Source organism: Kushneria aurantia DSM 21353 (assembly GCF_000382245.1).
In the GTDB taxonomy this organism is placed as follows: Bacteria; Pseudomonadota; Gammaproteobacteria; order Pseudomonadales; family Halomonadaceae; genus Kushneria; species Kushneria aurantia.
Map to the genome: position 1 here is coordinate 97558 of NZ_KB907868.1, position 26253 is coordinate 123810.

The 26253-nt window shown below is 63.2% G+C and carries 24 protein-coding genes; 6 read left to right on the forward strand and 18 right to left on the reverse strand.

Going from position 1 to position 26253, the window contains the following annotated elements:
* Positions 1-152 precede the first annotated feature (152 nt).
* Positions 153-1292: a sensor domain-containing diguanylate cyclase gene (locus H146_RS20205; protein WP_083920807.1), complete on the forward strand. Its 1140-nt coding sequence runs from the start codon at positions 153-155 to the stop codon at positions 1290-1292.
* Positions 1293-1312: 20 nt separating this feature from the next.
* Here H146_RS20205 and H146_RS0107050 read toward each other — a convergent pair whose 3' ends face one another.
* The gene (locus H146_RS0107050) at positions 1313-2152 is read right to left on the reverse strand and encodes a DUF1206 domain-containing protein (RefSeq protein ID WP_083920812.1); all 840 of its coding nucleotides are present in this window, start codon (positions 2150-2152) and stop codon (positions 1313-1315) included.
* Between the two features lie 242 nt (positions 2153-2394).
* Here H146_RS0107050 and dctP point away from each other — a divergent pair, with 242 nt between their 5' ends.
* Positions 2395-3420, forward strand: coding sequence for a TRAP transporter substrate-binding protein DctP (gene dctP / locus H146_RS0107055; RefSeq protein WP_019951172.1), 1026 nt, complete (start codon positions 2395-2397; stop codon positions 3418-3420).
* Between the two features lie 113 nt (positions 3421-3533).
* Here dctP and H146_RS0107060 read toward each other — a convergent pair whose 3' ends face one another.
* The 6 genes from H146_RS0107060 to H146_RS0107085 all read right to left on the reverse strand — a co-directional run bounded on the left by H146_RS0107060 (position 3534) and on the right by H146_RS0107085 (position 9902).
* Positions 3534-4817 (reverse strand): TRAP transporter large permease, encoded by a 1284-nt coding sequence (locus H146_RS0107060; RefSeq protein WP_019951173.1) that lies wholly within the window; start codon positions 4815-4817, stop codon positions 3534-3536.
* A 50-nt stretch (positions 4818-4867) separates the two neighbouring features.
* The gene (locus tag H146_RS0107065; RefSeq protein WP_019951174.1) at positions 4868-5485 is read right to left on the reverse strand and encodes a TRAP transporter small permease; all 618 of its coding nucleotides are present in this window, start codon (positions 5483-5485) and stop codon (positions 4868-4870) included.
* 106 nt (positions 5486-5591) lie between these two features.
* The gene (locus H146_RS0107070) at positions 5592-7250 is read right to left on the reverse strand and encodes a Na+/H+ antiporter (RefSeq protein WP_019951175.1); all 1659 of its coding nucleotides are present in this window, start codon (positions 7248-7250) and stop codon (positions 5592-5594) included.
* A gap of 197 nt (positions 7251-7447) precedes the next feature.
* Positions 7448-8008, reverse strand: a complete 561-nt coding sequence (locus H146_RS0107075; RefSeq protein WP_019951176.1) for a type 1 glutamine amidotransferase domain-containing protein — start codon at positions 8006-8008, stop codon at positions 7448-7450.
* 63 nt (positions 8009-8071) lie between these two features.
* Positions 8072-8635, reverse strand: coding sequence for a type 1 glutamine amidotransferase domain-containing protein (locus H146_RS0107080; RefSeq protein ID WP_019951177.1), 564 nt, complete (start codon positions 8633-8635; stop codon positions 8072-8074).
* 271 nt (positions 8636-8906) lie between these two features.
* A complete protein-coding gene (locus H146_RS0107085; RefSeq protein WP_026351812.1) occupies positions 8907-9902 on the reverse strand; it encodes an aldo/keto reductase in 996 nt (331 codons plus the stop codon).
* Between the two features lie 185 nt (positions 9903-10087).
* Between H146_RS0107085 and H146_RS18725 the strand changes: the two genes are divergently transcribed.
* Positions 10088-11533 carry a DNA recombination protein RmuC gene (locus H146_RS18725; RefSeq protein WP_245558698.1) on the forward strand — a complete coding sequence of 482 codons (1446 nt, stop codon included), beginning with the start codon at positions 10088-10090 and terminating at the stop codon, positions 11531-11533.
* Here H146_RS18725 and H146_RS0107095 read toward each other — a convergent pair.
* The 4 genes from H146_RS0107095 to H146_RS0107110 all read right to left on the reverse strand — a co-directional run bounded on the left by H146_RS0107095 (position 11509) and on the right by H146_RS0107110 (position 16268).
* On the reverse strand, positions 11509-12660 hold the full coding sequence (locus tag H146_RS0107095; RefSeq protein ID WP_019951180.1) for a glycerate kinase: 1152 nt from the start codon (positions 12658-12660) through the stop codon (positions 11509-11511). The two genes, H146_RS18725 and H146_RS0107095, sit on opposite strands and share 25 nt — an antisense overlap.
* Positions 12661-12818: 158 nt before the next feature.
* The gene (locus H146_RS0107100) at positions 12819-13322 is read right to left on the reverse strand and encodes an RES family NAD+ phosphorylase (RefSeq protein ID WP_019951181.1); all 504 of its coding nucleotides are present in this window, start codon (positions 13320-13322) and stop codon (positions 12819-12821) included.
* A complete protein-coding gene (parS, locus tag H146_RS0107105; RefSeq protein ID WP_019951182.1) occupies positions 13322-13792 on the reverse strand; it encodes a type II RES/Xre toxin-antitoxin system antitoxin in 471 nt (156 codons plus the stop codon). The genes H146_RS0107100 and parS overlap by 1 nt, the downstream gene beginning before the upstream one ends.
* 460 nt (positions 13793-14252) lie before the next feature.
* On the reverse strand, positions 14253-16268 hold the full coding sequence (locus tag H146_RS0107110; RefSeq protein WP_019951183.1) for a BCCT family transporter: 2016 nt from the start codon (positions 16266-16268) through the stop codon (positions 14253-14255).
* Positions 16269-16487: 219 nt separating this feature from the next.
* On the opposite strand from H146_RS0107110, the gene H146_RS0107115 reads away from it, so the two are divergent.
* Together H146_RS0107115 and H146_RS0107120 are read left to right on the forward strand one after the other, a co-directional pair.
* The gene (locus tag H146_RS0107115; protein ID WP_169433464.1) at positions 16488-17081 is read left to right on the forward strand and encodes a hypothetical protein; all 594 of its coding nucleotides are present in this window, start codon (positions 16488-16490) and stop codon (positions 17079-17081) included.
* Entirely contained in the window at positions 17081-17488 is a 408-nt protein-coding gene (locus H146_RS0107120) for a hypothetical protein (protein ID WP_019951185.1), read from the forward strand. The genes H146_RS0107115 and H146_RS0107120 overlap by 1 nt, the downstream gene beginning before the upstream one ends.
* Positions 17489-17491: 3 nt before the next feature.
* Here H146_RS0107120 and H146_RS0107125 read toward each other — a convergent pair whose 3' ends face one another.
* On the reverse strand, positions 17492-17905 hold the full coding sequence (locus H146_RS0107125) for an HIT domain-containing protein (RefSeq protein ID WP_019951186.1): 414 nt from the start codon (positions 17903-17905) through the stop codon (positions 17492-17494).
* A 332-nt stretch (positions 17906-18237) separates the two neighbouring features.
* Here H146_RS0107125 and H146_RS0107135 point away from each other — a divergent pair, with 332 nt between their 5' ends.
* Positions 18238-20472 carry a TonB-dependent siderophore receptor gene (locus H146_RS0107135; RefSeq protein WP_019951188.1) on the forward strand — a complete coding sequence of 745 codons (2235 nt, stop codon included), beginning with the start codon at positions 18238-18240 and terminating at the stop codon, positions 20470-20472.
* A gap of 110 nt (positions 20473-20582) precedes the next feature.
* On the opposite strand, the gene H146_RS0107140 is transcribed toward H146_RS0107135, so the two are convergent.
* The 6 genes from H146_RS0107140 to H146_RS18730 all read right to left on the reverse strand — a co-directional run bounded on the left by H146_RS0107140 (position 20583) and on the right by H146_RS18730 (position 26132).
* The gene (locus H146_RS0107140) at positions 20583-21062 is read right to left on the reverse strand and encodes a hypothetical protein (RefSeq protein ID WP_019951189.1); all 480 of its coding nucleotides are present in this window, start codon (positions 21060-21062) and stop codon (positions 20583-20585) included.
* Positions 21059-21364, reverse strand: coding sequence for a nucleotidyltransferase domain-containing protein (locus H146_RS0107145; protein WP_019951190.1), 306 nt, complete (start codon positions 21362-21364; stop codon positions 21059-21061). The genes H146_RS0107140 and H146_RS0107145 overlap by 4 nt, the downstream gene beginning before the upstream one ends.
* A gap of 76 nt (positions 21365-21440) precedes the next feature.
* Positions 21441-22316 (reverse strand): siderophore-interacting protein, encoded by an 876-nt coding sequence (locus H146_RS0107150; protein ID WP_019951191.1) that lies wholly within the window; start codon positions 22314-22316, stop codon positions 21441-21443.
* Entirely contained in the window at positions 22313-23197 is an 885-nt protein-coding gene (locus H146_RS0107155; RefSeq protein ID WP_019951192.1) for an isochorismatase, read from the reverse strand. Before H146_RS0107155 ends, H146_RS0107150 begins: the two co-directional genes overlap by 4 nt.
* Positions 23194-24903, reverse strand: coding sequence for a (2,3-dihydroxybenzoyl)adenylate synthase (locus H146_RS0107160; protein ID WP_019951193.1), 1710 nt, complete (start codon positions 24901-24903; stop codon positions 23194-23196). Before H146_RS0107160 ends, H146_RS0107155 begins: the two co-directional genes overlap by 4 nt.
* Entirely contained in the window at positions 24900-26132 is a 1233-nt protein-coding gene (locus H146_RS18730) for an isochorismate synthase (protein ID WP_019951194.1), read from the reverse strand. The genes H146_RS0107160 and H146_RS18730 overlap by 4 nt, the downstream gene beginning before the upstream one ends.
* Between the last annotated feature and the right edge of the window lie 121 nt (positions 26133-26253).

Genomic DNA, 26253 nt, shown 5'->3' on the forward strand with positions numbered 1-26253 from the left:
TTATGATACTGGAGGTCGATAGGTACAATAATCCCCTTCTGCGGTGGATTGACGTCCCGGGTGGCATGCTGCGCCTTGCGCGCCTGAACCCGTAACGCCAGGGCTGCCCCTTATCGGTTCGGGGTTGCCGGCACTCGGTTAGCGGGGGAAGGATGGGGAACAAAACGCAGTGGCTATGGCGGGTGCTGGGGGGCAGCTCGAACTCGCCGGCACAGCGTATGCACTGTCTGTTTATATTCGCCGGCGCCTGCGGGCTGTTGCTGAGTGTGATGGTCAGTTGCGCGCTGCAGATCATTCCCATCTTTCATGCGATATTTTTGGGCGCGGTGGCCGTGCTGGGGTTTGCGGCCTGGTGGCGTGCCCGCCGGGGGCAAAACGCCCAGCGTCTGGCCTGGTTGATGTCCGCTCTGGTGGTGGGCGTGGTACTGCCGGTGCACTGGTTTTTCAATTACGGCATTGAAGGCCCGGGGCTGCTGCTTTATCTACTTCTGGCCGCCTATCTGCTGAGCACCATGCGCTTTACGGTGACAAGACGCTGGCTGATGGCCGGGGGCTTCGTGCTGATACCCGCGTTGCTGGTGGCGGCCGAAGGGGCCGGCTTGGTTGAAATCGCCGACTACCGAGCGCCTCAGCAGAAAATGGCGGATCTCTTTATCACCTACTGCATCTGCCTGGTGCTGCTTTATGTTCTGATGACCGGCCATCGGCAGCGTCTTTTGCGGGAAAAGCGACGCTTGCGCCGGTTCGCGGCCCGCATGCGCGAACAGGCGCGCCGCGACAGCCTGACCGGGCTGCTGAACCATGCTGCTTTCCACGACCATCTTGACCGCTGTCTCGAACGCTATCGCAGCGGTGGCAAGCCGGTGACGCTGCTGCTCTATGACCTCGATCATTTCAAGAGCATCAACGATACCCATGGGCATCCCTACGGCGATGAAGTGCTGCGTCACTTCGTCGCGCTGCTTCAGGCGGTCGCGCACGATCAGGAGATTGCCCTGGGCCGCTACGGCGGCGAGGAGTTCTGCGTGCTGCTTTGCGGTGAGGACATGGGCGCCGACAGCTTTGACAGGGCGCTGCGCCAGCGTGCCGAGAGGCTCCCTGCGAGGCATGGGGTGATCGCCTTCAGCGGCGGTAGCGTGAAGGTCGAGATCAGCGACCACACTGCTGCACTTTTCGAGCGCGCCGACAGGGCGCTCTATCGTGCCAAGCGAGAGGGCCGTAATCGGCTCGAAAAGGAGAGACGATCCGCGACGCTTTGTCAGCCGGCCAACGATGCCGCCAGCAGTGCCTGAACCGCCAACACGCGCCACGGTCAGCGTGCGTCGACAATGCGAAAGCGGGCGTTGACCAGACAGTAACCGCCATAGGCGATCAGACCCAGCGCTACCGCCATCAGCAGCCAGCGGCCGAAGGGCTGCTCGGCGAGTATTCGTAGCGCACCGCCGAGTCCGCGGGCCTCGTCAGGATCGGTCTGTAGTGCGGCAAGACACAGAAATCCCGCAATAATAATGAAGACAAGGCCACGGGCGGTAAGGCCGATGCGTGAGACGGCGTCGGCGACCAGTCGCTGGCGATGACTCATCTCGTTCAGGTGCCAGTTCTTCCGATAGCTGCGCTGCCAGCCGCGCCATATCTGGCGCAGTCCAACGCCAAAAAAGCCGACGCCTATCACAATCAATAGCAAGACCCCGCCGGGCTGTTGCATCAGCGTGCGTACCTGGCTGCTGGTAGAGCTGGAAATACTGTCGACATCAAGAAGCAGCTGGGCGCAGTTGATCGCGATACCGGCGTAAACGGCGCCACTGAGCACATAACCCAGACGCACGGCGATGCCGCGTGCGCTGCGTCCCTTGTGTTCGGCGTCGAAAAGTGCCTGTACCAGTCGCCAACTGGTGTAGCCACAAAGGCCTGCAGCCAATAAAGCCAGCAGCACACCGCCGAAGGGCTGGCTGGCCACCTCACGGATTGCCTGAGTGGTGCCACCGCGACGTCCGCCCATGTCGAGGGTGGCCAGGATGGCGAGCCAGCCGATCAGGATATAGACCGCGCCCTTGGCGGCGTAGCCGCAGCGTGCTGCCAAAGTGATCAGGGGTTGGGTCGAACGGTGGGGATGTTGCAGCTTTGGCTCCTTGATGCAAAGAGGTTCAGGCATCCAAGTCTGGCTCAAAAAATCGCCGGGAGCGATTTTTGACGCCACGCAGTGGCGGCCCATAGGGCGCCCGCCAGGGATGGCAGGGCATAGCAGTCCGTTAAAGCAACGCCGCAGGTCCGGTGCAAAGTGTGTTAGGTTGTATCTTCGATGTCGCGGGGACAGCGCGGTTTTGTAACATGATTTGACAGAAACCGGTCGCTGATCTTTTCTGAAAACGGTAAATAATGACTAAAGGTATCCGTATGCAGATGCGCAAAATCGCAACTGGTGTAATCGCTTTCAGCATGATGGGCGCTGCTCAATCGGTGCTCGCCGACACTTGGCGCTTCGGCCTCGAGGAGACCGAGGGCAGCGTGCAGTACGAATACGCTCAGGCCTTCAAGCAGCTCATCGAAGAGAAAAGCGGTGGCGACGTAACGGTCGAAATCCTGCCCTACGGTGTCTGGGGCTCCAGTTATTCGGCGCTCTACGATGCTATTCAGGGGGGCTCCATTCCGCTTTCATTCGGCTCCGGTTTCCTCGGCGGAACCGTACCCGAGAGTCAGCTGATGAACCTCAACTACGTCATGCCGAACGACCAGCTGGAAACGACGGAGATTCTCAACTCCGATGCCTTCATGAAAAGCGATGCCTGGCAGCAGTCGTTCCGCGACCGCGATCTGGTGCCGCTGGCCGCGCTGCCCGAGGGCTATCAGGTATGGACCGCCAACAAGGCGATTCATACCCCGGCCGATATGCAGGGGCTGCAGATTCGCGTCATGGACAACAGTCTGCTGCGCGCCACTTATGAAGCCTACGGCGCCTCGCCGATCACCATCGCTTACGGCGAGCTCTACAGCGCGCTGCAGCAGGGTCAGGCCGAGGGCAACATTCAGCCGGTGTGGGCCCACGAAAACATGGGCTTCTACGAAGTTCAGGACTACATGATCTTCGCCGAGCAGTCGCAGTTCATCGCCAACCTGATCGCCAATCAGGAGTGGTACGAAGGGCTCTCCGACGAGCAGCAGCAGATGCTCGAGTCGACTATCGACGAGATGGTGCAGAAGGGGCACGACATTCAGACCAACCTCAACGAGGAGCGTCTCAACACCATCGAGCAGAACAGCGACATTCAGATCATCCGACTCGATGAGGAGGAGCGTAACCAGTTCCGTGAGCTGGCGCGTCCGATCCGCGATACCTTTGTCGAGATGGTCGGTGAGCGCGGCGGTGAAGCGCTCAATATCGTCCTCGACCAGTCGAGCTCCAGCGACAGCAGTTCGCAGTAATCGACGCTATCGGCAGTCGGCGTCGCCGAACGCTGCTGTAATGCAAAACCCGGAAGCTTTCTGCTTCCGGGTTTTTTGTTTGCCTGACAGTTTTATGCGGCTGTGACCGCCACTTATTCACCGCCCAGCGACGGCAGCAGCAACGAGATCTGCGGGAACAGGATCAGGATCAGGGTCGCCAGCAGCAGAATGAAGATGAAGGGCGGTGTGCCGCGAATCACCTCCAGGTAGGGGCGACGAAAGACCGCGATGGCGGTAAAGATATCGCAGCCGAAGGGCGGCGTGGCCGAACCAATGGCCGCCTGCAGGGTGACGATCACGCCGACATGGATGGGATCGAGCCCGGTGGACTGCACCAGTGGCTTGAAGATCGGCACCAGAATCAGGATGACCACGATGGGGTCGACGAACATGCAGCCGATGAAAAAGGCCGCCGCGATCAGCAGCAGGGCGAGAAACTGATTGTCGCCGATCGAGTCGATCAGCGGGCCGAGAATCTGATTGGGGACGCCGGCGGTGCCCATCGCCTGCGAGAAGGCGGCACCGATCGCCACCAGAATAAACACCACGGCAGTGATCAGGCCGGTGGAGAGCGCAAGGATGCCCAGGTCGCGAATCGACACCTGACGATAGATCACCACCTCCAGCAGCAGGGCGTAGGCGACGGCCACCGCCGAGGCCTCGACGGCGCTGAAGAAACCGCCGTAAATGCCGCCCACCACCAGAATCGGAAAGCCCATCGGCAGGATCACCCGCTTGAGCGCCTGGGCGCGTTCACGCCATGTGGCTTTCGGCTCCGGATCGATGCCCTTGAGGCGTGAGTCGATCCAGCAGTAGAGGGCGAACATCCCCAGAATCAGCACGCCGGGCAGGATACCGGCGAGGAACAGATCGCCGATCGAGGTCTGCATCGCCACGCCGTAGATGATGAAGCCGATGCTGGGCGGAATCAGCAGCGCCACGTCGCTGGCATTGATAATCAGCGCCAGCGAAAAGGCGTCTGAGTAGCCTTTCTTCAGAAGACGCGGGCGCATCGGTCCGCCCATTGCCACCACGGTGGCCTGGGTCGAGCCGGAAACGGCGCCGAACAGCGCACAGGAAGCGGCGGTGGTAATCGGCAGGCCGCCGCGCAGATGGCGGGTAAAGGCGTCCACCACGTCCAGCAGGCGGTTGGCGGTGTGGCCCTTGGTAAGGATGTCGGCGGCGAAGATGAACATCGGCACCGCTGCCAGCACCCAACTGCCAACGCCATTGATCATCCAGCTGACCGCCTGGTCGGGGCCAAAAAAGGTCATGCCGGTGAACATCATGTAGAGCGTGCCGGCCGCCAGCGGCACCATCATGGGAAAACCCAGCAGCAAAAGCACCAGCATGAGCACGCCAAGACCAATCAGCATGGGGGTCGTCCTTGTATTGTGTTGTCGTTATTGCGGTTCAAAACGCCGTCTCAGCCCTGGCGGGCGCTGTCGGACGCGCCATCATCATCCAGTGGCACCTCACTGTGCTCTTCGCGCTCGGTGAGCGAGCGCCATACACCGGGACTGAGCAGGTTACGCAGCGCCGTCAGTACGTACTGGATACCGGCCAGCGTGAATCCGACCGGCAGTGCGGTATACACCATCCATAAGTGAATCTGCAGCGATGCACTGGTACGACCGCGACGGTGAAGCGCCATGACGTATTCGATCGACTTGTAGCAGAAATAGAACATCAACAGTGCGGTACCCAGGCAGATCACGATTAAAAGCGTCTTGCGGGCGCGGCCGCGCAGCTGTTCGTAGAAGGCGGACATGCTGATATGACGTGCGTGGCGCGCACCGTAGCCAACGCCGATGAAGGTGATCACCACGATCAGCATTTCGGTGATTTCGTAGGTGCCGGCGATGCCCTGACCGAAGAAGATATTGCCCACCACATGAGCGCTCATCAAAAACGCCATGAAGAGGATGGCGCCGCCGATCAGGGTACGTTCGACCACGCCCAGCAGCCGGTCAAGCGCCAGCAGTGACTTCAACAGACCCCCCGTGCGTCGCTTGTCCTCCGGTGTTGAATCGGTCTGGTTCATGGGATTTTATCCTTGTGGTTGTTTGGGCATTTCAGAAGAGGATGTCACCCGGGCCCTTTATCTCTTCTTTTATAGCAAGTGGGATGCGGCGATTACCAGCGATGCGTCACTGTGTTCTCGAAGTCAGCGCCATTTCTACAAGGTCCAGTTCGTGGACCAGCCGGCGCAGGGTGTCGTCGTCAATACGATGTGCGGCACGCAGGCGGTAGTACTCATGGCGCTCGGCGCGCAGCGCCTCCAGCCGCGCCTGACGTGAAAAGCGCTGATCGAGTTCGTGGCGTTCGGAGCGGGCGCGCTGATCGTCGATGGTCATCAGGTTGCGGTAGTAGCCGATCATACGTGTGCTGGTGTCGGTTAGTACGCTGCGCTCGAGTTCGCCGGTGTGACGCTCGGCGGCCTCCTCATGCCACCTCTCGATCGCTCTGATGGCGGTCTGGAAAGCGCGCTGGCGCGCCTCGCTGATCTCCTCCTGGCGCCAGTTCTCGCCGGAATAGTCGAGGCCGCGTAGCAACAGCGGCAGCCCCAGGCTCCCCAGCAGCAGGGTCAGGAGAATGACGCCGGTGGCCAGAAAGACCACCAGTTCTCTCCCGGGCAGGGCACTGCCGTCGGGCAGTGCCAGCGGCAGCGACAGGGCGGCGGCCAGAGTAATGGTGCCGCGAATGCCGGCCAGTGTGCCGATGCTGGTGACGCGCGTTGAAAAGGGCACTTGAACGGCGCGCCGTCGTCGCCGCGAAAGTCGCGACAGCCAGATAGCGCCACCGATCCAGAAAAAGCGCAGTACCAGCAGCACCGCGGTGATAGCGCCGACATACAGCAGCAGCTCGCCGAGGGTGAAGCCCTGGCTATCGCGCAGCGATACAGAGATGGCGCCGCCGATGATATTGGGCAGCTGTAGCCCCAGTACGATGAAGACCAGCGCATTGAGCAGAAAGGTCAGCATCTCCCAGAAATGGTTGAGCTGCATGCGTGTCTGGCTCTGGGCATGGCGCTTGAGTTCGGTGCGATTGATGGTGATGCCGGCGGCCACGGCGGCCAGAATGCCGGAGCCGCCCAGACGGTCGGCAACCAGGTAGGTGGCGAAAGGTACGACCAGCATCAGTAGTACGATCTCGATGGAAGACTCGACACCGCGTTTGTCGAGCAACAACCGTCTCAGGGTAGAGAAGATAAAGGCCAGGGCAGTGCCCACGGCGACCCCGATGGCGGTCATCAGCATGAAATCGAGCGAGGCCTGCCCGATCGAGAAGCTGCCGGTCATTATGGCGGCCACAGCGAACTTGAGCGCGACCAGGCCGGAGGCGTCGTTCATCAGCGACTCGCCGTCGAGAATGTGCATCAACCGTGCCGGCATGCCCAGACGGCCTGAAATGGCGGCGACCGCTACTGCGTCGGTGGGCGAAACGATGGCCGCCAGCGCAAAACAGACGGCAGGTGGCAGGCCGGGCAGCAGCCAGTGAATGAAGAGCCCCAGCAGCACCACGGTAAACAGCACCAGGCCCACCGCCAGTGCGATAATGGGGTGTCGCAGCGACATCAGTTCGCGCTGTGGAAAACGCCACGCTTCGGCAAAGAGTAGCGGTGGCACGAACAGCAGCATGAAGGTGCCGGGATGGAGTGGAACCTGTAGCGGCGAGAAGGGCAGCGCCAGCAGGGCGCCGGTGCCGATCTGCATCAAAGGCAGCGGCAACCAGTTGATAAAGCGCGATGCAACACCGGTAAGCGCCGCGGTCAGCACCAGTGTCAGAGCCAGCAGAATAATCGACATTGAAAGAGTCCGTTCCACGCCATGGCCGGTAAAGGGAGCCATAAGGGCTACCCTGTTTGCGACCACGGTCAGGCGCCCGGGTTTCATGCCAGGCGTCGCCGGGTAGGTGGCTCGGCGGCAGGTGCATATGAAAACGGCGCCTCACGAAGAGACGCCGGCTTCTTTGGGGCTGGCGGCGGACCGCCCATCAGTGTCGATCAGGCGTGCTGATGACGGTGGCGGCCTTCCTTGATCTCTTCGATCAGCTTGTTGTTGAAGGCGTGCAGGTCAGCCGGCGTACGGCTGGTGACAAAGGCGCTGTCGCATACCACTTCGCTGTCTTCCCACTGCGCGCCGGCGTTTTTCAGATCCTGAGCAATGGAGTGCACCGAGGTCAGGCGACGGCCTTCGACCACCTCGGCGTTGATCAGAATCCAGGCCGCGTGGCAGATCGCGCCGACCGGCTTGCCGGCCTTGAAGAAGTCGCGCACGAAAGTGAGCGCCTTCTCGTTGAGGCGCAGCTCATCGGGATTGAAGAGGCCGCCCGGCAGTACAAGCGCGAAGTAGTCGTCGGCGCTCACTTCCTCAAGCACGCGGTCGACCGGATACTCCTTGCCCCAATCGGTCTCTGCCCAGGCGACAATGCCGTGCTTTTTGGGTGCCACGATATGGACTTCGATGCTCTGTGCTTCCAGTGCCTTTTTGGGTTCGGCAAGCTCCGACTCCTCGAAGCCGTCGGTGGCCAGAATGGCGACTCTGGTGCCCTTGAGTTCGGTCATTGAAACACTCCTTGTTCCCTTTGTAGTCGCGATAAAATAGCGTGATACGGCAAGAGCGGGTGCTCAGGCGTGCTGGTGGCGATGACGGCCTTCGCGCATCTCTTCGATCAGCTTGCTGCAGAAGGCGTCAAGATCGGCCGGCTTGCGGCTGGTGACAAAGGCGCTGTCGCAGACCACCTCGCTGTCTTCCCACTTCGCGCCGGCGTTTTCCAGATCCTTGCGCAGCGAAGGGATAGAGGTCATGCGACGGCCATCGACGACGCCGGCATTGATCAGCGTCCAGGCGGCGTGGCAGATGGCGGCCACCGGCTTGCCCTCTTCGAAGAAGCCGCGTGCGAAGGTCAACGCTTTTTCGTGGGTACGCAGGCTGTCGGGGTTGAGCACGCCGCCCGGGAGTACCAGCGCGAAGTAGTCGTGAGAGCTGACTTCATCGAGGCTTTTGTGGACCGGATACTCGTCGCCCCATCGGGTTTCGGCCCAGGCGCGAATATCGCCCCGTTCGGGGGCTACCACATGCACTTCGCAGCCCTCGGCTTCCAGGGTTGCTCTGGGCACTGCAAGTTCCGACTCTTCAAAGCCATGTGTGGCCATGATGGCAACACGAACGCCTACCAGATCCTGACTCATGTATTACCCCAATCCTTTGGTGGTTGATGTGTCCTGCTTAGATTGGTGCTATCGAAGTCGCGGTTTTTCAAGGGACGGCGCCCTGAAACGTATTTTCAAGGTACGAGAGGTAACGAGGCCGAGAGCAGGTTGAAGCAAGGGTCTTTCGCCATGGATGGTGAAAGTAGCGCCCAGGGATGGGTTTACAGCGCCCTTGCGGAAACCTGCTCGCGGTGCAGCAGCCGTTTTGAAATCGGCGGCGCCATCCTCTCTACCCCACCTTCATGACGCCTTACGCCTCGTTCCTCGTCGGCGGCGCCATGAACTCCGGCCCCACCGGGTCGGTGATGCACTCGGCGAGGATGTCGTCGATGTCGCGCAGTGCCCGGTCGCTGAGTGACCAGCCCATCACCTCGCTGGCCGGGTCGAGCTGGTCCGGACGGCGCGCGCCCCACAGGGCGACGGAGACGCCGGGCTGATCGAGCAGCCAGCGCAGGGCCAGGTGGAGTACGCGCTTGTCGTAGTGCTCGCGGGCGTAGGCATCGAGTTTTTCGACCGCGCTGAGGTACTGCGCATAGCGTGGCGACTGAAACTTGGGGTCGTTGTTGCGCAGGTCGTCACCCTCGAAGGTGGTGTCGCGGCCCATCTTGCCTGACAAAAAGCCGCGGCAGAGCGCCCCGTAGGTGAGGGTGCCGACGCCATCTTCACGCGCCGCCGGCAGGATATCGCGCTCGATGTCGCGCTCGAAAAGATTGTAGGGCGGCTGCACTGTGGAGAGCGGGCAGACCTTTTCGAAGGCGCGCATCTGTTCAACCGAGAAGTTGGAGACGCCCACGGCGCGAATTTTGCCGCGCTCCCTGAGCTCGCGCAGCACGGTGGCGGCTTCTTCCACCTCGACGGTGGGGTCGGGCCAGTGCAGCTGATAAAGATCGATATAGTCGCTCTGCAGCCGCTTCAGGCTGTCGTCGACCTCACGCTCGATACGAGCGCGGCTGGCATCGCGATACGGCCCGTTGTCGTTCCAGTTGAGGCCGCACTTGGTAGCCAGCACTACCCGGTCGCGGATACCGCCTTCTTTCAGCGCCTTGCCGACCAGTCGCTCCGACTCGCCGAAGCCGTAGACGGCGGCAGTGTCGATGCAGGTGATACCACGCGCGACGGCACTCTGGACGGTGTCGATCGATTGCTTTTCGTCGGTACCGCCCCACATCCAGCCGCCGATCGCCCAGGTGCCCAGGGCGATGCGCGAGGGTTCGAGATCACTGTTGGGCAGTTTGATCGTTTCCATGAGATCCATCTCCTTCAGGATATTGATGACACCGCCTGCAATGGACAGCGTCGTGGCGATCAATCCGGATTTCCAGTGTAGAAGCCAATATTGATTCATGCCGCAGTCGGCCGCCCGGATGCGATATCACGGCGACCTCGGGTAAGCTGATCGACCCCGGCCACAAGGGTATGACGACGCAGACAATGGATTCACTCTCCCTGCCGCCGATGGCGGTAACCACGCTGATAATGACCGCTGTGATGGTGCTGGGTACGGCGGCACTCTGCTGGCGCGTGCTGCGCCGGCGCGATACGCGCCTGGCAGCATTGCAGGAAACCCTGGAGGAGGCCCGCGAGCAGCAGGTTGAGACCGAGCGACTGCTGGCCGAGCGCGAGGCGCTGCTGGAACGCGAGCGCGCTCACGGCCAGCAGCAGCGCCAGCAGCTTGATGAGCGCGAACGCCGGCTGACGACGCTGGGTGCCGAACTGGCCGACTACCGCGAGCGCTGCACGCGGCTGGAGGTGGAGCGGCAGAAGGACAGCGCCCACTTCGAGGAGCGCATGGCGACCCTCGTCAGCGCCCGCGAGGAGCTGACCCGCGAGTTCGAGCGTCTGGCGGGGCGTATCTTCGATGAGCGCCAGCAGCAGTTCGCGCAGTACAGCCGCGACAGCATCGCCGGCCTGACGGCGCCGCTGCGCGAGCAGATCGAGCAGTTTCGCGCCCGCATCGAGACCCTGCACGGCGAGCAGCAGCGCGGCCATACGCAGCTCGCCGGCCAGCTCGACCAGTTGGCCGGACTCAACCGTCAGATGAGCGAAGACGCCAGCAACCTGACCCGGGCGCTGAAGGGCGACAGCAAGGCGCGCGGCAACTGGGGCGAACTGATCCTGGAACGGGTGCTGGAGCGCTCCGGCCTGCGGGCCGGCATCGAATATGCGCGCGAGGTGAGCCTTGAAAACGACGAGGGTGGCCGGCTGCGTCCCGACGCAGTGATCTATCTGCCGGAGAAGCGTCATCTGATCGTCGACGCCAAGGTGTCGCTCAACGCCTGGAGCGAGGTGGTGGCGGCGACCGACGACGCCGTCCGACACGCTGCCATGCAGCGCCATCTGCGCTCGGTGCGGGGCCACATCGAGTCACTGGCGGCAAAGGAGTACCCGCGCCTTGCCGGCATGAACGCGCCCGATATGGTGTTTCTGTTCATGCCGGTCGAGCCCGCCTTCGCCGCCGTCTTCGAGCACGACGACCGGCTCTTTCACGACGCCTTCGACCGCCGGGTGGTACTGGTCACGCCCACCACGCTGCTCGCCAGTCTGCGCACGGTGGCGGGGCTGTGGCGGCTCGAGCGTCACAACGATAACGCCCGCGAGATCGTCTCGCGGGCCGAGAAGCTGCTGGAGAAGTGTCAGAACTTCGTCGCCAGCATGGACGATGTCGGTACCCACCTGACGCGCGCCGGCAACAGCCACCGGCAGGCGATGGACCGTCTGCGCGACGGCCAGGGCAGCCTGATCGCCCAGGCGGGGCGGCTCAACGCGCTGGGCGCGCGCAACCGCCGCGACTGGCCGTCAAGCGTTGTGGAGGCCGCCGAGCAGGGGCGCGAAGCCGAACAGCGCGAGGCGGATCAGCCGCGGCGCGAAGACGACTGAGCGGCCTGCCACAGCCGCATGATGGATTCGCTGCGCTCGGCGAGCAGCCGCTCGGCGCCCTCCAGCGCCTGTTCAAGCGTCATCGGTCCGTCGGCCAGCGCGAAGGCGGCGCTGACGCCCTCGTCGAACACGGCCTGCCAGCCGTCGTCCAGCTTGCCGGCCAGCACCACGCAGGGGACACCGGCGCGTGCCGCGCTGCGCGAGACGCCGATCGGTGTCTTGCCGCCCAGGCTCTGGCCGTCGAGACGCCCCTCGCCGGTGATCACCAGATCCGCGCTTGCCAACGCCGCCTCGAAACCGACCTGTGCCATGACCAGCTCGATGCCGGGGCGCAGCCGGGCGCCCAGAAAGGCCAGCGCGGCAAAGCCCATGCCGCCGGCCGCGCCGGCGCCGGGCGTATCGCGATGATCCGACATGTCGCTGGCAGCCACCACCTCGGCCAGCCGTGCCAGGGCAGCGTCCAGCGCCTTGACCTGCGGCGGCGTCGCCCCCTTTTGCGGGCCGAATACGGCACTGGCGCCGTTTGCGCCGCACAGCGGATTGTTGACGTCTACCGCCGCTTCTACCTCGAGGGTTGCCAGGCGCGGATCGATCCCTGACAGATCGATATGCTCAAGCCCCGCCAGCGCCGCGCCGCCGGGGGAGAGCGTCTCGCCGTGCCGGTCGATGAAGCGTGCGCCCAGCGCCTGCATCATACCGCTGCCACCGTCATTGGTGGCGCTGCCGCCCAGCGTCAGCATCAGCTTCTCGGCGCCGGCATCCAGTGCCGCCGCGATCAGCTCGCCTACCCCGTGGGTGGAAGTGCGCGTCGCGTCGCGCTCATCGCTTGTCAATTGCTGCAGGCCGCTCGCCTCGGCCAGTTCGACGATGGCGGTGCGCCGCGTGGCGATCCAGCCCCAGCGGGCCGAGTGGGGGCGGCCAAGGGCATCCTGCACTGTCAGGCTGCGCGCCTCGGCGCCGCTGGCGGCGAGAATGGCGGCCAGGGTGCCCTCGCCGCCGTCGCCCAGCGGGCAGAGGGTCACCTCGGCGTCGGCGCTGGCGGCGCGGACGCCACGGGCGATGGCGCGAGCGGTCTGCTCGGCGTCGAGCGACTCCTTGAAGCTGTCCGGGGCGATCAGCACATGCATGGGCTTCTCCGACGGGCGACTTTATTCAGCAGGCCCGAGAAGGTATTGACAAAAGGACTGCGCTCGACAATCCGCAGCGTCCATGATCTCTGGCAGAAAAGCAAAGGGGGACGGCTGAAATCGGGGGCGGGTCACCAACAAGTGACCTCACTGCGCTGTTACCAGGGGTCGGGCGGAGGGTTGAGGCGCGTATCAAGCGAAAATCTCTCCTGAAGACATAGCCGGTACTTTCCCCGCGCGCTGTCGGGGTTCAGAACGATGTTCCAGCTGTGCCGAGAGACGGTAGAGGGTACGGTGAAAAAAGGGTGCTCATCGAGTAGCCCATCCCCATATTGTTGCTGTCCCTGGCCGGGAGTTCCGGGGATCAGCCAGTTGTTGTTGGGGAGACAGTCGATGGCCAGTTGGTGAACGCAGTCCGGATCCAGAATTTCCGCACAAAGGAGGATGTGCGGGACAGTATCCAGAGTGGTGAATCCCTTGTGCGCTGCGACCTCCAGGATTGCGGTTGCCGGGTCGAGCGAACCATATACAGCTCGCCGTCCCCTGGAATTCCAGCGACCTCCTGCCTTCTCTGCGCCGATACCTGCTTCCCAGGTCTCCACATGGCGCGCGCGTTCGAGCCGCCACAAGAAAACTTTACCGCCTCCCGACGCATGCATCATCAGGTATAAACTCCGTAATCCAGCCGGGTTAGCAGATCATCCACTAAATCATGACCTACCTGAGTGGTGATCAGGTCTATCGGCTTGTGTCCCTCCAGTGCCATGGCAGGTGTGTTCATCCAGCGCTGAGCCGTCCCGGAATCCCCGAACACATCCTCCGCCCTCGTCAGAATTTCGGCAAACCGCCATGTCCGGCCGCTCTGCTCGGTACTGAGGGGGCCGGGTTTGCTACGGCGTCGGTACAGGGTCCGTTCCGATATTCCGAAGACCCTGGCAACTACTTTCTTGTCATGAAGTAATTCGATTGTTTCAACGAAGTCGATAACGCCTTCGGAAGGAAGCCCCTTCTCGATGAGCGCATGTATATCGAGGGCGGATTTTACCGTCGCAGGACGTTTGCCTGTGAGGCGCTGGAGTGTCCGCTCCTGAATTGAGCGCCCGGCCTTCGGTTCGAGCTCGGCGATTGCCATAACGACCATCCTCGAAATGCATCTGCCATTTGACAGTATTCCAATGCCATATGGCGGTCAAGGTCAGGTCCGTTGAGATTCGTTGCGGCCATCCTTCATCCTGCTCATCGTGCAATGACATCTCACTGTGCAAGTACTGCATGCCAACCTCGAGGATTACCTGCGCGCCTGCGGTACCGCAGGCGGCTTGAAGGGTGACCGCCAGGCCGAGCATAAAAAAGCCCGCGCCATGTGGCGCGGGCCCGGATTGATGACAAAGCCCGTAAAAGCCTTGTGAAGACCCTGCGGAGAGGGTCGGAAACAGCCTGCAACGAGGGTTATTCGCCAGGGATGGCGAATTTAGCGTCCATGGAAGGATTTATAGCGCCCTCGTGAAAGGCTTTTACGATCCGACAGCAACTTTGTCAGCAGGCTCAGCCCGCGCCATGTGGCGCGGGCCCGGGTTGCCGAGTATGAACAATCAGCGCAGTAGATGGAGGAAGTGCAGATGCTTCTCGTACTGATCGAGCACGTCGCCGATCACCTGCTGCTTCGCATAGCCCATCACGTTGTACTGCTGTCCCCCCTCGCGCAGGAACACCTCGGCGCGATAGTGGCTGCGCTTGTCGTTGCTGGTGTTGCGCCGCACGCTGTTGAGGGTGAAGGAGGGCGCTGCATAGGGCCTGACCCGGATACCGTAGACGAAGTCAATCTCGTCACCGTGGCCGACACGCAGGTAGCAGCGGTCGTCCTCTTCGGTAATTCTGGTATCCAGCTGCTGTTTTTTGAACTCCTCGGAAACCTCCTTGAGCGCCGGCGCGACGGTTTCATGCAGGAAGTTGTTGACCTGTTGACGGCGCGGCGAGGAGACCAGCGTCTGCAGCCGGTTCTGCCAGTAGTCGCTACGGGCGCTACCGCCGGCACCGACCCGCGAGACGTTCCCCGGGGTGTTCATCATGTGGCGCATGCTGTCCTGCTTGAGCAGCTCGACGCGCAGCGCCTTGTAGACCCCTAAACAGACCACCATGAGGATCAGCGCGAAGGGCAGCGCCGAGATCAGCGAGGCCGCCTGAAGCGCGCCGAGACCGCCGGCCAGCAGCAGAATGAAGGCCACCACGCCTTCGGAAACGGCCCAGAAGATGCGCTGCCAGGTGGGTGACTCCTCACCGTCCTTTGCGGTCAGCATGTCGATTACCAGCGAGCCGGAGTCGGAGGACGTTACAAAGAAGGTGATCACCAGCACGGTCGCGATCAGCGAAGTGATCAACGACAGCGGCATCGAATTCAAAAAGTGAAACAGTGCGGTTGCGGAGTTGTTCTGTACCTGCTCGACCAGCTGTGGCGAGACATTATTGAGAATCTGATACAGCGCGCTGTCACCGAACACGGTGAGCCACACGAAGGTGACGCCACAGGGTACGAAGAGGACGCCGAGGACGAACTCGCGGATAGTACGACCGCGCGATACACGGGCGATGAACATGCCGACGAACGGCGACCACGCGATCCACCAGGCCCAGTAGAACAGCGTCCAGCCGCTGAGAAAGCCGTCGGTGTCTTCCCCGCCGGTGTAGGCGAACATGTTGAAGGTCTTGTTGACGACCGAGGAGAGATAGGCGCCGATGTTCTGCGGCAGGGTCTGCAGAATGAACAGTGTCGGTCCGGCGACGAACACGAAAATCAGCAGGGCGAGCGCCAGCCACAGATTCCATTCGGAGATACGGCGGATACCACCGTCCAGCCCCAGGATCACGGACATGGTGGCCAGACCGGTCACGATGGCAATCAGAATGAACTGAACGAGGGTGTTCTCCGGGATACCGAAAAGAAAGTTGATACCGGCGTTGACCTGGCTGACGCCCAGCCCCAGCGAGGTGGCGACGCCGAACATGGTGCCGAAGACGGCGAAGACGTCCACCGTATGACCGATAGGACCGTAGATGCGCTTGCCGATCAGCGGATAGAGCGCCGAGCTGATGCGCAGCGGCAGGCCATGGCGGAAGCCGAAATAGGCCAGCGCCAGTGCGACGACGGCGTACACGCCCCAGGCGTGGAAGCCCCAGTGGAAAAAGGTACTCTCCATGGCCATGCGGGCCGCCATTTCAGTGCTGCCTTGCGCCTGTGGCGGGTTGGCATAGTGCGTCACCGGCTCGGCCACGCCGTAGAACATCAGACCGATGCCCATGCCGGCGGAGAACAGCATGGCAAACCATGAGCTGTAGCTGAACTCGGGTTCGCTGTGATCAGGGCCCAGCTTGAACTGGCCGAATCGCGAGAAGGCCATGATCAGAATGAACACGAGGAAAACGCCCATCGACAGCAGATAGAGCCAGCCGAAGGTGCTGATAATCCAGGACTGAACCGAGTTGAATACGGCACCGGCGGTGCTCGGGAAGATGCCGCCGAAAAGGACCAGCGCCAGTATGACCGCGGCAGATGGGTAAAAAACTGGCGGATTGATACCCGCCTTCTGTGGTTTTTCAGCCTCTTCTTTCATGTAGGCAAGATCCCTTTGTTGTAAAACAATTCGTTATCCTGACTTCCTGAGCGCGACGCAGTCAGTGGCTATCGGTATCGATTCAGCCCCTTGTGTGTTGCCTGTGACGCCCCGGGGAAGCGTAGGTAATATTTTGTGTAATAGCGAAGACGATAACGTTTATTGATACTTGCGGGCGCAGAGACAGATTGGTATCCGCGATGGGAGGCTGTCATGTTATTGATTGAGACATCCGCGGCCGGCAGGCCGCCGCTGGCGGGCCCGGCAAGGGCGCTGCTTGCCGCTTTGGCAGCACTCACTCTTGCCGGCTGTGTGGCGTCGCCGTCGAGCTCGCCGCTGGCGCTGGAACCCGGCACGTCATGGCGCCTGTGTACCCTGACGCCGGAGGGCTCGCGGATCGAGCAGATCGAAGCGATCTCCGCGGCCCTCGAGGCCGACGGCTATGAGGTGGTCAACACCGATGTCGCGCTGGGGCTGGTCAGCGCTCAGCGTACCCGCCTGCGCCCCGGTCTGGGGGCCGTCGAGACGCCTTTCGGCGGTCCGATGTGGCGTCTGGGGTTTGGGCGCGGCATACGTTATGGCGGTGTCGGTTACGGTCTTCAGGATCCCTGGTGGGGCTTTCGCGATGACCCTCGCAGCGTTGAGCGCGTCTCGGCCAGCGCTGCGGGAGAGGGCTATAACGTGGTCAAAAGCATCACTACCCTGAGCGCCGACGGCTATGTGATCGATGCCCGCGATGCCACCAATGATGCGTTCTGCCGCCAGCTGTCGCAGGCGGTCGACAATCCTCTGACCGATAGCGAGGTGCGCTGATGCGTGTCGTGACGGCTGTCATCGCAACCCTGATCGTCCTCGGGCTGGCGAGCTGTGCCGGCGTGCCGCCGCAGCCGCCACCCGAGCGTCTACAGCATTTTGACGCTGCCAGCGATGAGCTGCTCGAGGCCACCATGGCGTCGCTGGCGGCACAGCGCTTCGTTATCGTCTATGGCGACCATGCCCTCGGTGAGCTGCGGGCGCGCTATGCCGGCCGCCCCGAGTGGCAGGTCGAGGCGCACGTACGCTCACTGGCCGGCGGCGGTAGCGAGCTGGCGCTTGCCGGCCGCCGCGGCAGCGCCGCGCTGGCACCGCAGATTTTTGACCGACTGATACTCGATATCGGCGAGCGTCTTGGTGAGGGGCCGCTGTCGCCGGGCGGGCGTTTTTCACAGCCGGTTCCCTGATGTTCACAGGCACTCGATAAAGCGTTTCAACAGTGCCAGTCGGCGCTCGCGTTCGTCGCCGCTCAGCGCCTGCGCCCGGCCCACACCCCATACCGGCCCCGGCCAGGCGTCATCGCGCTGCAAGCGGGCGATGACGTGCACGTGAAGTTGCGGCACCTGGTTGCCCAGCGCTGCGATGTTGATCTTGTCAGCCCTGCATTCGCGCTTGAGAAACTCACCCAGTGCATCCGTTTCCTGCCACAGCCGAGCGCGTTCCTCGACGGCCAGTTCGAAACTCTCGCTGATATTGGCGCGCCGTGGCACCAGCAGCGCCCAGAAAAAGCGCGCGTCGTTCATCAGACGCAGCGCGCACAGCGGCGTTTCGCCGGCATCAAGCGTGTCGGTGGCCAGACGTGGATGAAGTTCGAAATGGCTCATTGAAGGCTCCCCTGTTTGCCCTGTGCCTATTGAACGTCAGCCGAAAGCCGCGTGCAAAACAGCCATCAAATGATCGTCGCGCCGCCCTCTGTCCGTCCGGCATATAGCGCCTGTCACCCAGGGCGTGATGGCGGAGGAGGATGCAATGTTGATGCGCTTGATAATGTTTATCATCTACATTAGTGTGGCAAATCAAGCTGCTCTCAAGGGTTGCAGCGTCGATAGCGCGCCACGGCGGTAAATCGAAAAGACGTCGGGACGATTCTGATACCCATGGCGGCCTGAAGGGAGGCGTCGGGGGCGGGTATAAAAAGATTTCAGGGGAATCATCAATGAGCGAATCACAAAAGGCCCGTGCGCGCTGCGTCCGGGCAAGCTGTCTTGCGCCGCTACTGGCCGGCGCCGTGCTGGTGCCGGTAGCGGGCGCTGAGGCCGCCGAGCAGGCACCGCAGGCCGATGGCGCTACTACGACAACCACTACCACCACGACTACCGTTTCCGGCGGCGACTCGCGGCTTGACACGATTACCGTCGAGGGCAACCGCCTCTACGAGATGCTGCCTTCCGAGCAGACCGGCGGCTATAGCGTCGACGCCGCCACCGTGGGGACCAAAATTCCCGCTTCGCTGCGCGATATACCGCAGTCGATCAGCGTGGTGACCCGCGATGCGATCGAGGATCAGAACTTCGATACCCTCGATCAAATGGCCAAACGCACGCCCGGCATGCGGGTGCTGACCAACGACGACGGCCGCTCGTCGATCTATTCCCGCGGCTATGAGTACAACGAATACAACATCGACGGCCTGCCGGCGCCGATGTCGAGTATTACCGGCTCCGTGCCGTCGCTGGCGCCCTTCGATCGGGTCGAGATCATGCGTGGCCCCTCGGGGCTTTTCAACAGCACCAGCGAGATGGGCGGCATCGTCAACCTGGTGCGCAAGCGTCCCACCTATGACTTTCAGGGCCATGTCACCGGTCGCTACGGCAACTATGGTCAGCGCTATATCGAAAGCGATATTGCCGGGCCGATCAGCAGTGATGGCAGCATACGCGGTCGGCTGGTGGTCGACAGCACCGACAACGATGGCTTCGTCGATCGCAATGACAACCAGCGCAGCAATGTCTACGGCGCGCTGGATATCGATCTCGACCCGGACACTACCCTGGCGCTCGCCTTTCTGCGCCAGCACAAGGACATCCAGGTCAACAACGGTCTACCTACCGACGCCAATGGCGACCTGGTCGATTTCCGTCGCAGCAAATCCTTCGGCGCCGACTGGAACGCCTTCAACAGTCAGTCCAACGACTGGATCGCCGAGCTGACCCACCGCTTCGACAGCGGCGCCTACGGCCGGGTGGCGGCGCGCTACTCCAACCGCAACGCCGACTACAACTACGCCTTCGCCGGCGGTGCGCTGGATGAAAATGGTTCGACTACCGCAGCGGGAATCGGTAGCGTCGTCGACGAGGATTCAGTCTCCTTCGATGCCAGCTATAGTCAGCCGTTCCAGACCTTTGGCAACGTCAGCGAGTTCGTCGTCGGCAGTGACTACAAGCGCTACGATACCGAGCAGGAAACCGGTCGCACGCGCTCGCTGACCAACGGGCCGGTGGATGCCGACGCCTTCGGCGATATCCGTTACGTTGATATCCTCGGCGCTGCCCGCCGCAGCGGTCGTGGCTATGCCAGCAGCGACGATACTCTCGAAGAGTACGGCCTCTACTCCAGGCTGACCTTCCGCCCGCTTCAGGACCTGGCGCTGATCGGCGGTGGCCGCATCAGCCATTACGACGTCGAGTACCACGACCGCGTGGCGGACACCGAGCGGACGCGCAGCGACGAGGCGTTCACGCCCTATGCCGGTCTGGTCTATGACCTGGATGCGCATCACTCGCTCTACGCCAGCTATTCGCAGGTCTTCAATCCGCAGTCCGACGTCGATATCGGTGGCGATATCATCGAGCCGCGCGAGGGCGATCAGTATGAGGCGGGCATCAAGGGCAGCTACTTCAACGGCGATCTCAACGCACGCCTCAGCGCCTTCCGTCTCTACGATGAAAACCGCGCCGCCGCGCCGGCCAACGGTGCCAACAATTATGTGGTACCGATCGGCGAGATTCGCATTCAGGGCGCCGAGCTCGAGCTGATCGGCAGCGTTACCGATCAGTGGGACGTGATCGCCGGCTATACGTATCTGGACACCAAAGTGGAGACTGCCTCCACCGCTCGCGGCGACGGCACCTTCCTGCTGATGCCCGAAAACACCGTCAACCTCTGGACCCAGTACAGCTTCGAGGGAGGGCGCCTGGACGGTGTGCATATCGGCGGCGGTGTCACCGCCATGGACAGCTTCAGCGGCTTCGCCGAACCGCAGGTCGAGGCGCCGGGCTACGCGGTGGTGGATGCCATGATCGGCTACGATTTCACTTCGCAGCTCAAGGGATCGCTCAACTTCAACAACATCTTTGATCGCGAGTACTACAGCCGCGTGGGGTCGACCAATACCTTCAATTTCTACGGCGAACCCGCCAACGTGGTGGCCGAAATGCGCTACGACTTCTGATTCAGTGCGGGCACCGTGATGGCGCCCTTTTTCCGACAGGACCCTGAACGCACAGGACCCGGCCAGCGGCCGGGCCTTGTGCATTGCGGTCGCAAGTCATGCCCGTAGGCTCATGCTTCGGCAGATAGCGAAAGCTTTTGGTCGATACGCTGCAGGATTGCCTCCAGAAGGGACACTGACTCAATGGCCTGCATCAGGATGGCGGCATTCCTGTCGGGATCATCGGGGTACTCATGGGCAAAGCGGTTGCGCAGCATGCGTAGTGCCTGCCACTGCTCGCTATCCGCCAGATAGCCCAGTTTTTCCAGCCGGTGGAGTTTGTCCAGCATCGGGCGATCTTCATAGGGTTCCTGAAGATAGCGCAGTACCGAGGGCAGCAATCTTGTGCCGATGGCATCCTGCAATTTACCGAACCGCAGGACAAACTGATCCAGACCCTGAATATCGGCATCGCCGAGCGTCATCAGGCGCTCGCCGGTCAGCGGTAGCGAAGGCGCCAGCGAAGAGAGGGCATAGTCGATAAAGTGGGCATGCCTGCGGCACTCACGCCAGGCATCCAGCAGGCGAGCCCAGGGGACGTCCCGGGTCATAGCGGCAGCCCCGAGCTTTTTGCAATGTCAAGAATAGCCGGATGGCTGCGCCGCCCCGGGTAGTCGATCAGCATATCGATTTTCTGCTCGCCCAGCACCTGCTGTAACCGTGCCTGACAGCGCATTTCGGCACGCACGACATCCCGGGCATCCTGCATGTCGGTGCTGATCAGCAGGTCGATATCGCCGCCCCGCGCATGGTCGTCGGTGCGCGAGCCGAACAGCCTGACCCGCGCTTGATGGCCGAAGCAGGTTTTGACCGTCTCGAGGATTATCCGACGCTGATAGTCATTCAAACGCATCGCCGATTTCTCCACATCAGGACGAAATGACCGCCTCAGTAAACCACTGCTTACCGAAACTCTGTCAAGCTGCCTTTTACCTGCGAAGCTTGACCTGGTTCAGCTCATCCATGATGCGGTGACGCTCCTGATGATAGCGCTCCTCGTTCCAGCAGTGGCGCCAGTAGGGCACGGCGTAGAGATCACGCCTGGCCAGACCGCGCTCGGCCATCAAATGGTCGCGCAGGGCCAGCACCGCCGAGTTCTCGCCGCCTACCCAGGCGCTGACGCTGCCTGACTGCGGCCAGTCAATGTTGCGCACGGCGTCGATCTGCAGTGTCGACAGGCAGGAGGGCAGCTCGCCGCGATAGAGCCAGCGCACGGCAAGTCCCGGTGGGGCCTTGAGTGGCTGGCGCTCGTTCTCGTCGCTGACCTCGATCAGCACCACACCGCGCGCGTCGTCGCCCATCGCTTCCAGCAGGGCACTGATGGCGGGAAGGGCGGTCATGTCGCCGGCAATCAGCGACCAGTCGGCGGCCGGCAGCAGCGGGTCGGGGCCGCCGGGGCCGCTGATGCCGATGAAATCGCCCGGCCGGGCGTTGAGCGCCCAGCGCGAGGCCGGCCCCTCGTCGCCGTGAGCGACGAAGTCGACATGCAGCTCGCAGCGCTCGACGTCGAAGTGGCGCACGCTATAGGTGCGGGTGATGGGCTTGTCGTCCGGATCGGGCCATACCACGCCCTGCTCGGTCAACTGCGGCAGGCTCGGCACGCTCTGGTGCTCGCGCGGCAGAAAGACCTTGATATGCGCGCCGCCACGGTCGGCGGGGAAGCCGGCCAGCGCCTCGCCACCCAGCACGATGCGGATCATGTGCGGTGACACCGTGTCGCGCCGCTTTACCTCCAGAAGCATCGGCGGGCGTTTTTTGCCCTTCGGCGCTGTCGGTCTGGCGGTGCGGCTTTCAACGACGCTCATGTCCCGCCCTCCTCGTGGTGCAGTAGCGCCACCCAGTCCTTGATGGTGGGCGCCTCGACCAGGTCCATGAAGCTGATATCCTGGCCCTCGCGGCGTAGCTCCTCGACGAAGCTCATCATGCGCATCGAGTCGAGGCCGTGAAACAGCAGGTTGTCGTCAAGCGGAATCTCGGCGGGCGCGACGCCGACCAGCGCCGCCACCCGCTCGACCAGCTTTTGCTGATGGGTGTGCTGGTCATCGTCACCGGGCGTGAAGGTGGCGCGCACCGCCGCGCTGGTGGTGGTGACGCCGCAGCGGGTGGCGACGTAGTCCAGCGCCATGTCATGGCGCGCGCGGGAGAAATCCGCCACGCCGTCGGCCAGCAGGAAACACTGAACGTCCTGCATGAAGCCCTCCAGCGCGGTGGCAAGGCAGCCAATGTGCGCGTAAACGCCGCCGATAATCAGCTGGTCGCGGCCCCACTGGCGCATGCGCTCGCGCAGCTCGCTGCGCTGGAAGGCGCTGTAGCGCCACTTGGTCAACACCCATTCATCGTCGCGCGGGGCGAGCGCGTCGATGATCGGATACTGCTCAGGGTGAGCCGGCAACCCCGGGCCCCAGAAGTCGTTGAGCAGCGCCCGGTCGTCGTCGGGCTGGTCGGTGGGCTGAGCGGTGTAGACCACCGGCACGCCGACCTCGCGGGCAGCGGCGATGAGCCCGGCCAGATGCTCGAGCACGGCGGGAATCGGCTCGGCCGCGACGTCATACTTGTCCAGAAAGTAGCGCTGCATGTCGTGAATCAGCAGTACCGCGCGCTGCGGCGCGATCGTCCAGTCGACCCGGTTGGCCGGCAGTTCGTCGACGTTCGGCAGCGAGTAGCCGGCAATCGCAGGAATGGTCATGCTCGATTGTCCTCCTCGGGCGCTGTGAACCACTGCTCGCGCAGGGTCTGGCGCAGCGCCTTCTTGCTGATCTTGCCCACCCCGGTCTGCGGGAAGGCGTCAAGAAATTCAAAGCGCTCGGGCACCTTGTAGTCGGCAAGCCCGCGAGCGCGCAGAAAACGGGCGAGTTCGGCAGGCTTTGGCACCGCGCCGCGGGTAAGCACGAAAGCGCACACCCGCTCGCCCAGATAGTCATCCGGCATCGCCACCACGGCGGCATCATGTACCGCCTCGTGGGCCAGCAGCTGGTTTTCGACCTCTTCGGCGGCGACCTTCTCGCCGCCGCGGTTGATCTGATCCTTGTCGCGCCCCTCGACGATCAGGTAGCCGTCCGGGGTGAGCTGGACGCGGTCGCCGGTGCGATAAAAACCCTCGGCGGTGAAGGCGCGCCGGTTATGGGCATTGTCACCCGCGTCATCTTCGCCCGGGGCAATGAAATAGCCGGGAATGGTGTAGGGGCCACGGGTAATCAGGTGGCCCACGCCGCCGATGGGCACCGGGCGGTCGTCATCGTCGACCACGCGAACCTCGTCATACGGCGACATCGGCCGCCCCTGGGTGGTGTTGATCAGCTCGATGGGATCATCGAGGCCGGTGTAATTGACCAGCCCCTCGGCCATGCCGAACACCTGCTGCAGCCGGCAGCCCAGCGTCGGCGCCACCCGCCGCGCCGCCTCGCTGACCAGCTTGGCACCCCCCACCTGAAGAATATCGAGGCTCGACAGATCGGCGCCGGCGTGGGGGGCGCTATCCAGCCACAGCATCGCCAGCGGTGGTACCAGCGCGGTCATGGTGACCCGCTCGCGCTCGATCAGCGCAAAACACTCGTCGGGGCTGGGGCGCGGCGCCAGCACCAGCCGACCACCGCCCAGCAGCACGCCGAGAAAACCGGGCGAGCTCATCGGGAAGTTGTGCGAGATCGGCAGTGCCACCAGGTAGACGGTGTCGGGCGTGACATTACAGGCGCGCACGCTCTCGACCAGGCTGTAGCGGTAGTCGTCGTGGCGCCGGGGGATCAGCTTGGGAACGCCGGTGGTGCCGCCGGAAAGCTGGAAAAAAGCGAGATCCTGGGCCTGGGGTACGTCATCGAGCGGCTCGGCCGTTTCGTCATAAAGCGACGCGAAGGGCGTCAGCTCTTCGGCCTCGCCGCAGACGATCACCTGCTCAAGCGTTGGCAGCTGCTGCTGTATAGCGCGCGCCATGGCACGGTAGTCGAAGCCGCCGTGGCGATCGGCGATGAGCAGCGCCCGAGCGCTGGCGACGCGGCAGAAGTGTTCGATCTCGAAGCGCCGATGGGCCGGCAGGGCGAATATCGGCAGTGCGCCGAGGCGAAACAGGGCGAAACAGGCGATGACGAATTCGTGGCAGTTGGGCAGTTGGATCACCACCCGGTCGCCGCGTGCGATGCCGGTATTGCGCAGCCCGCGCGCCAGCGCATCGACCCGCGCATCCAGCGCCCGGTAGCCGAGACGCAGTTCACCGTCGACCAGTGCCACGCGCTCGCCGTGCTCGGCGGCCAGCCGGCGCAGCATGGCGCCGAAGGTCTCGTCCTGCCAGCAGCCCTGCTGGCGATACAGGTGCCGGCGCTCGGCGGGATAGTCCGGACAGCGAGCGACGATCTCGTCGAGCGTGGCGCGTTGGGTGAGGGCGGTGCCCGAGTCAGTCATGGCAGCGGCTCGTCTTCAGTGGCGCTCGTCGCCCCGGGGGCGCGCTCCTCGGGGGGCTCCTTGAGACCCAGAGCGTCGAGCATGGTACGCATCTTGGCGGTGGTTTCGGCCAGCTCCCCCTCGGGGGTCGAGCCGGGGAGCACCCCGGCGCCGGCAAACAGGCGCAGGTGGCGCGGCGCGACCTCGGCGCAGCGAATGGCGATTGCCCACTCACCGTCGCCGTTTTCGTCGCACCAGCCCACCAGTCCGGCGAAGCCGTCGCGGGAAAAACCTTCCAGCCGGCGGATGGCATCCAGCGCCTCGCGCCACGGTGCGCCGCACACCGCCGGCGTGGGGTGCAGTGCCGCAGCGAGCGCCAGTGAACTCATGTCGGGGTCGGCCAGTTCGCCTTCAAGGCGGGTCGAGAGATGCCACAGGCGGTCGGTGGCGATCACTTCAGGTCCGGCCGGTACCTGAAGCTCGCGACACAGCGGGCGCAGTGCCGTGACGATGGCATCGACCACCAGGGCGTGCTCGCGGCGGTCCTTGTCGGAGGCGCCGAGCCGCCCGGCGCGCCGGCGGTCCTCGTCGGCGTCGTCATGGCGAGCCACCGAGCCGGCCAGCGGATTGGCGATAATGCGGCGGCCTTCGCGGCGCACCAGCAGCTCCGGGCTGGCGCCCACCAGGCTGGTGTCGGGGGCCGCGTTATCGCCCAGTGGCAGGGCGAAGTTGTAGCCGTGGGGGTTGATCGCCCGCAGACGCCGCAACAGGGCGGGCGTCTCTACGGCCTCGGCAGTGTCGACACGTAGCGCACGCGCCAGCACCACCTTTTGCAGCGGCGTGTGGTCGAAAAGCGCCAATGCGCGCGCCACCGCGTCGCGGTAGTGCGTCAGCCCCGGTTCGGCGGTCATCGCGGTGGCCTGCACCTTCAAAGGCGCGCTGTCGATGGCTTCATCGCTCGCGCAGGGCGGCGTGCGGGTCAGCTCGTCGGGGATGAAAAGCCGCCCCCCGTGATGCGGGTCAAAAGGAATCATGCCCATCAGAAGCGGCGCCTGGCCGCTGGCGCGGGCGCTGTCGAAAAGACGACGAGCGGCATTTTCCAGCGTCTGCGGGCGGGCGTCCGGGGTGTGACACTGATGTGCTACGCCGCGCCCCAGCAGCGTGACCGTGGGCGAAGAGAAGAGCGCGTCGCCACTGGCAAAGCGCTCGAAAAGGGCGCCGGGGCGGTCGAAGGAGGAGGGCTGGTTCACGATGGCTCCACGAGTCCTGCGATATCGGCACATTCCCGAAAGGGAGCCGACAGTGCGCCTTGCTGGAGGGCTACTTTAGCCCAGATGAGAAGGGTTATCAAAATCATTCGAAGGCATGTCA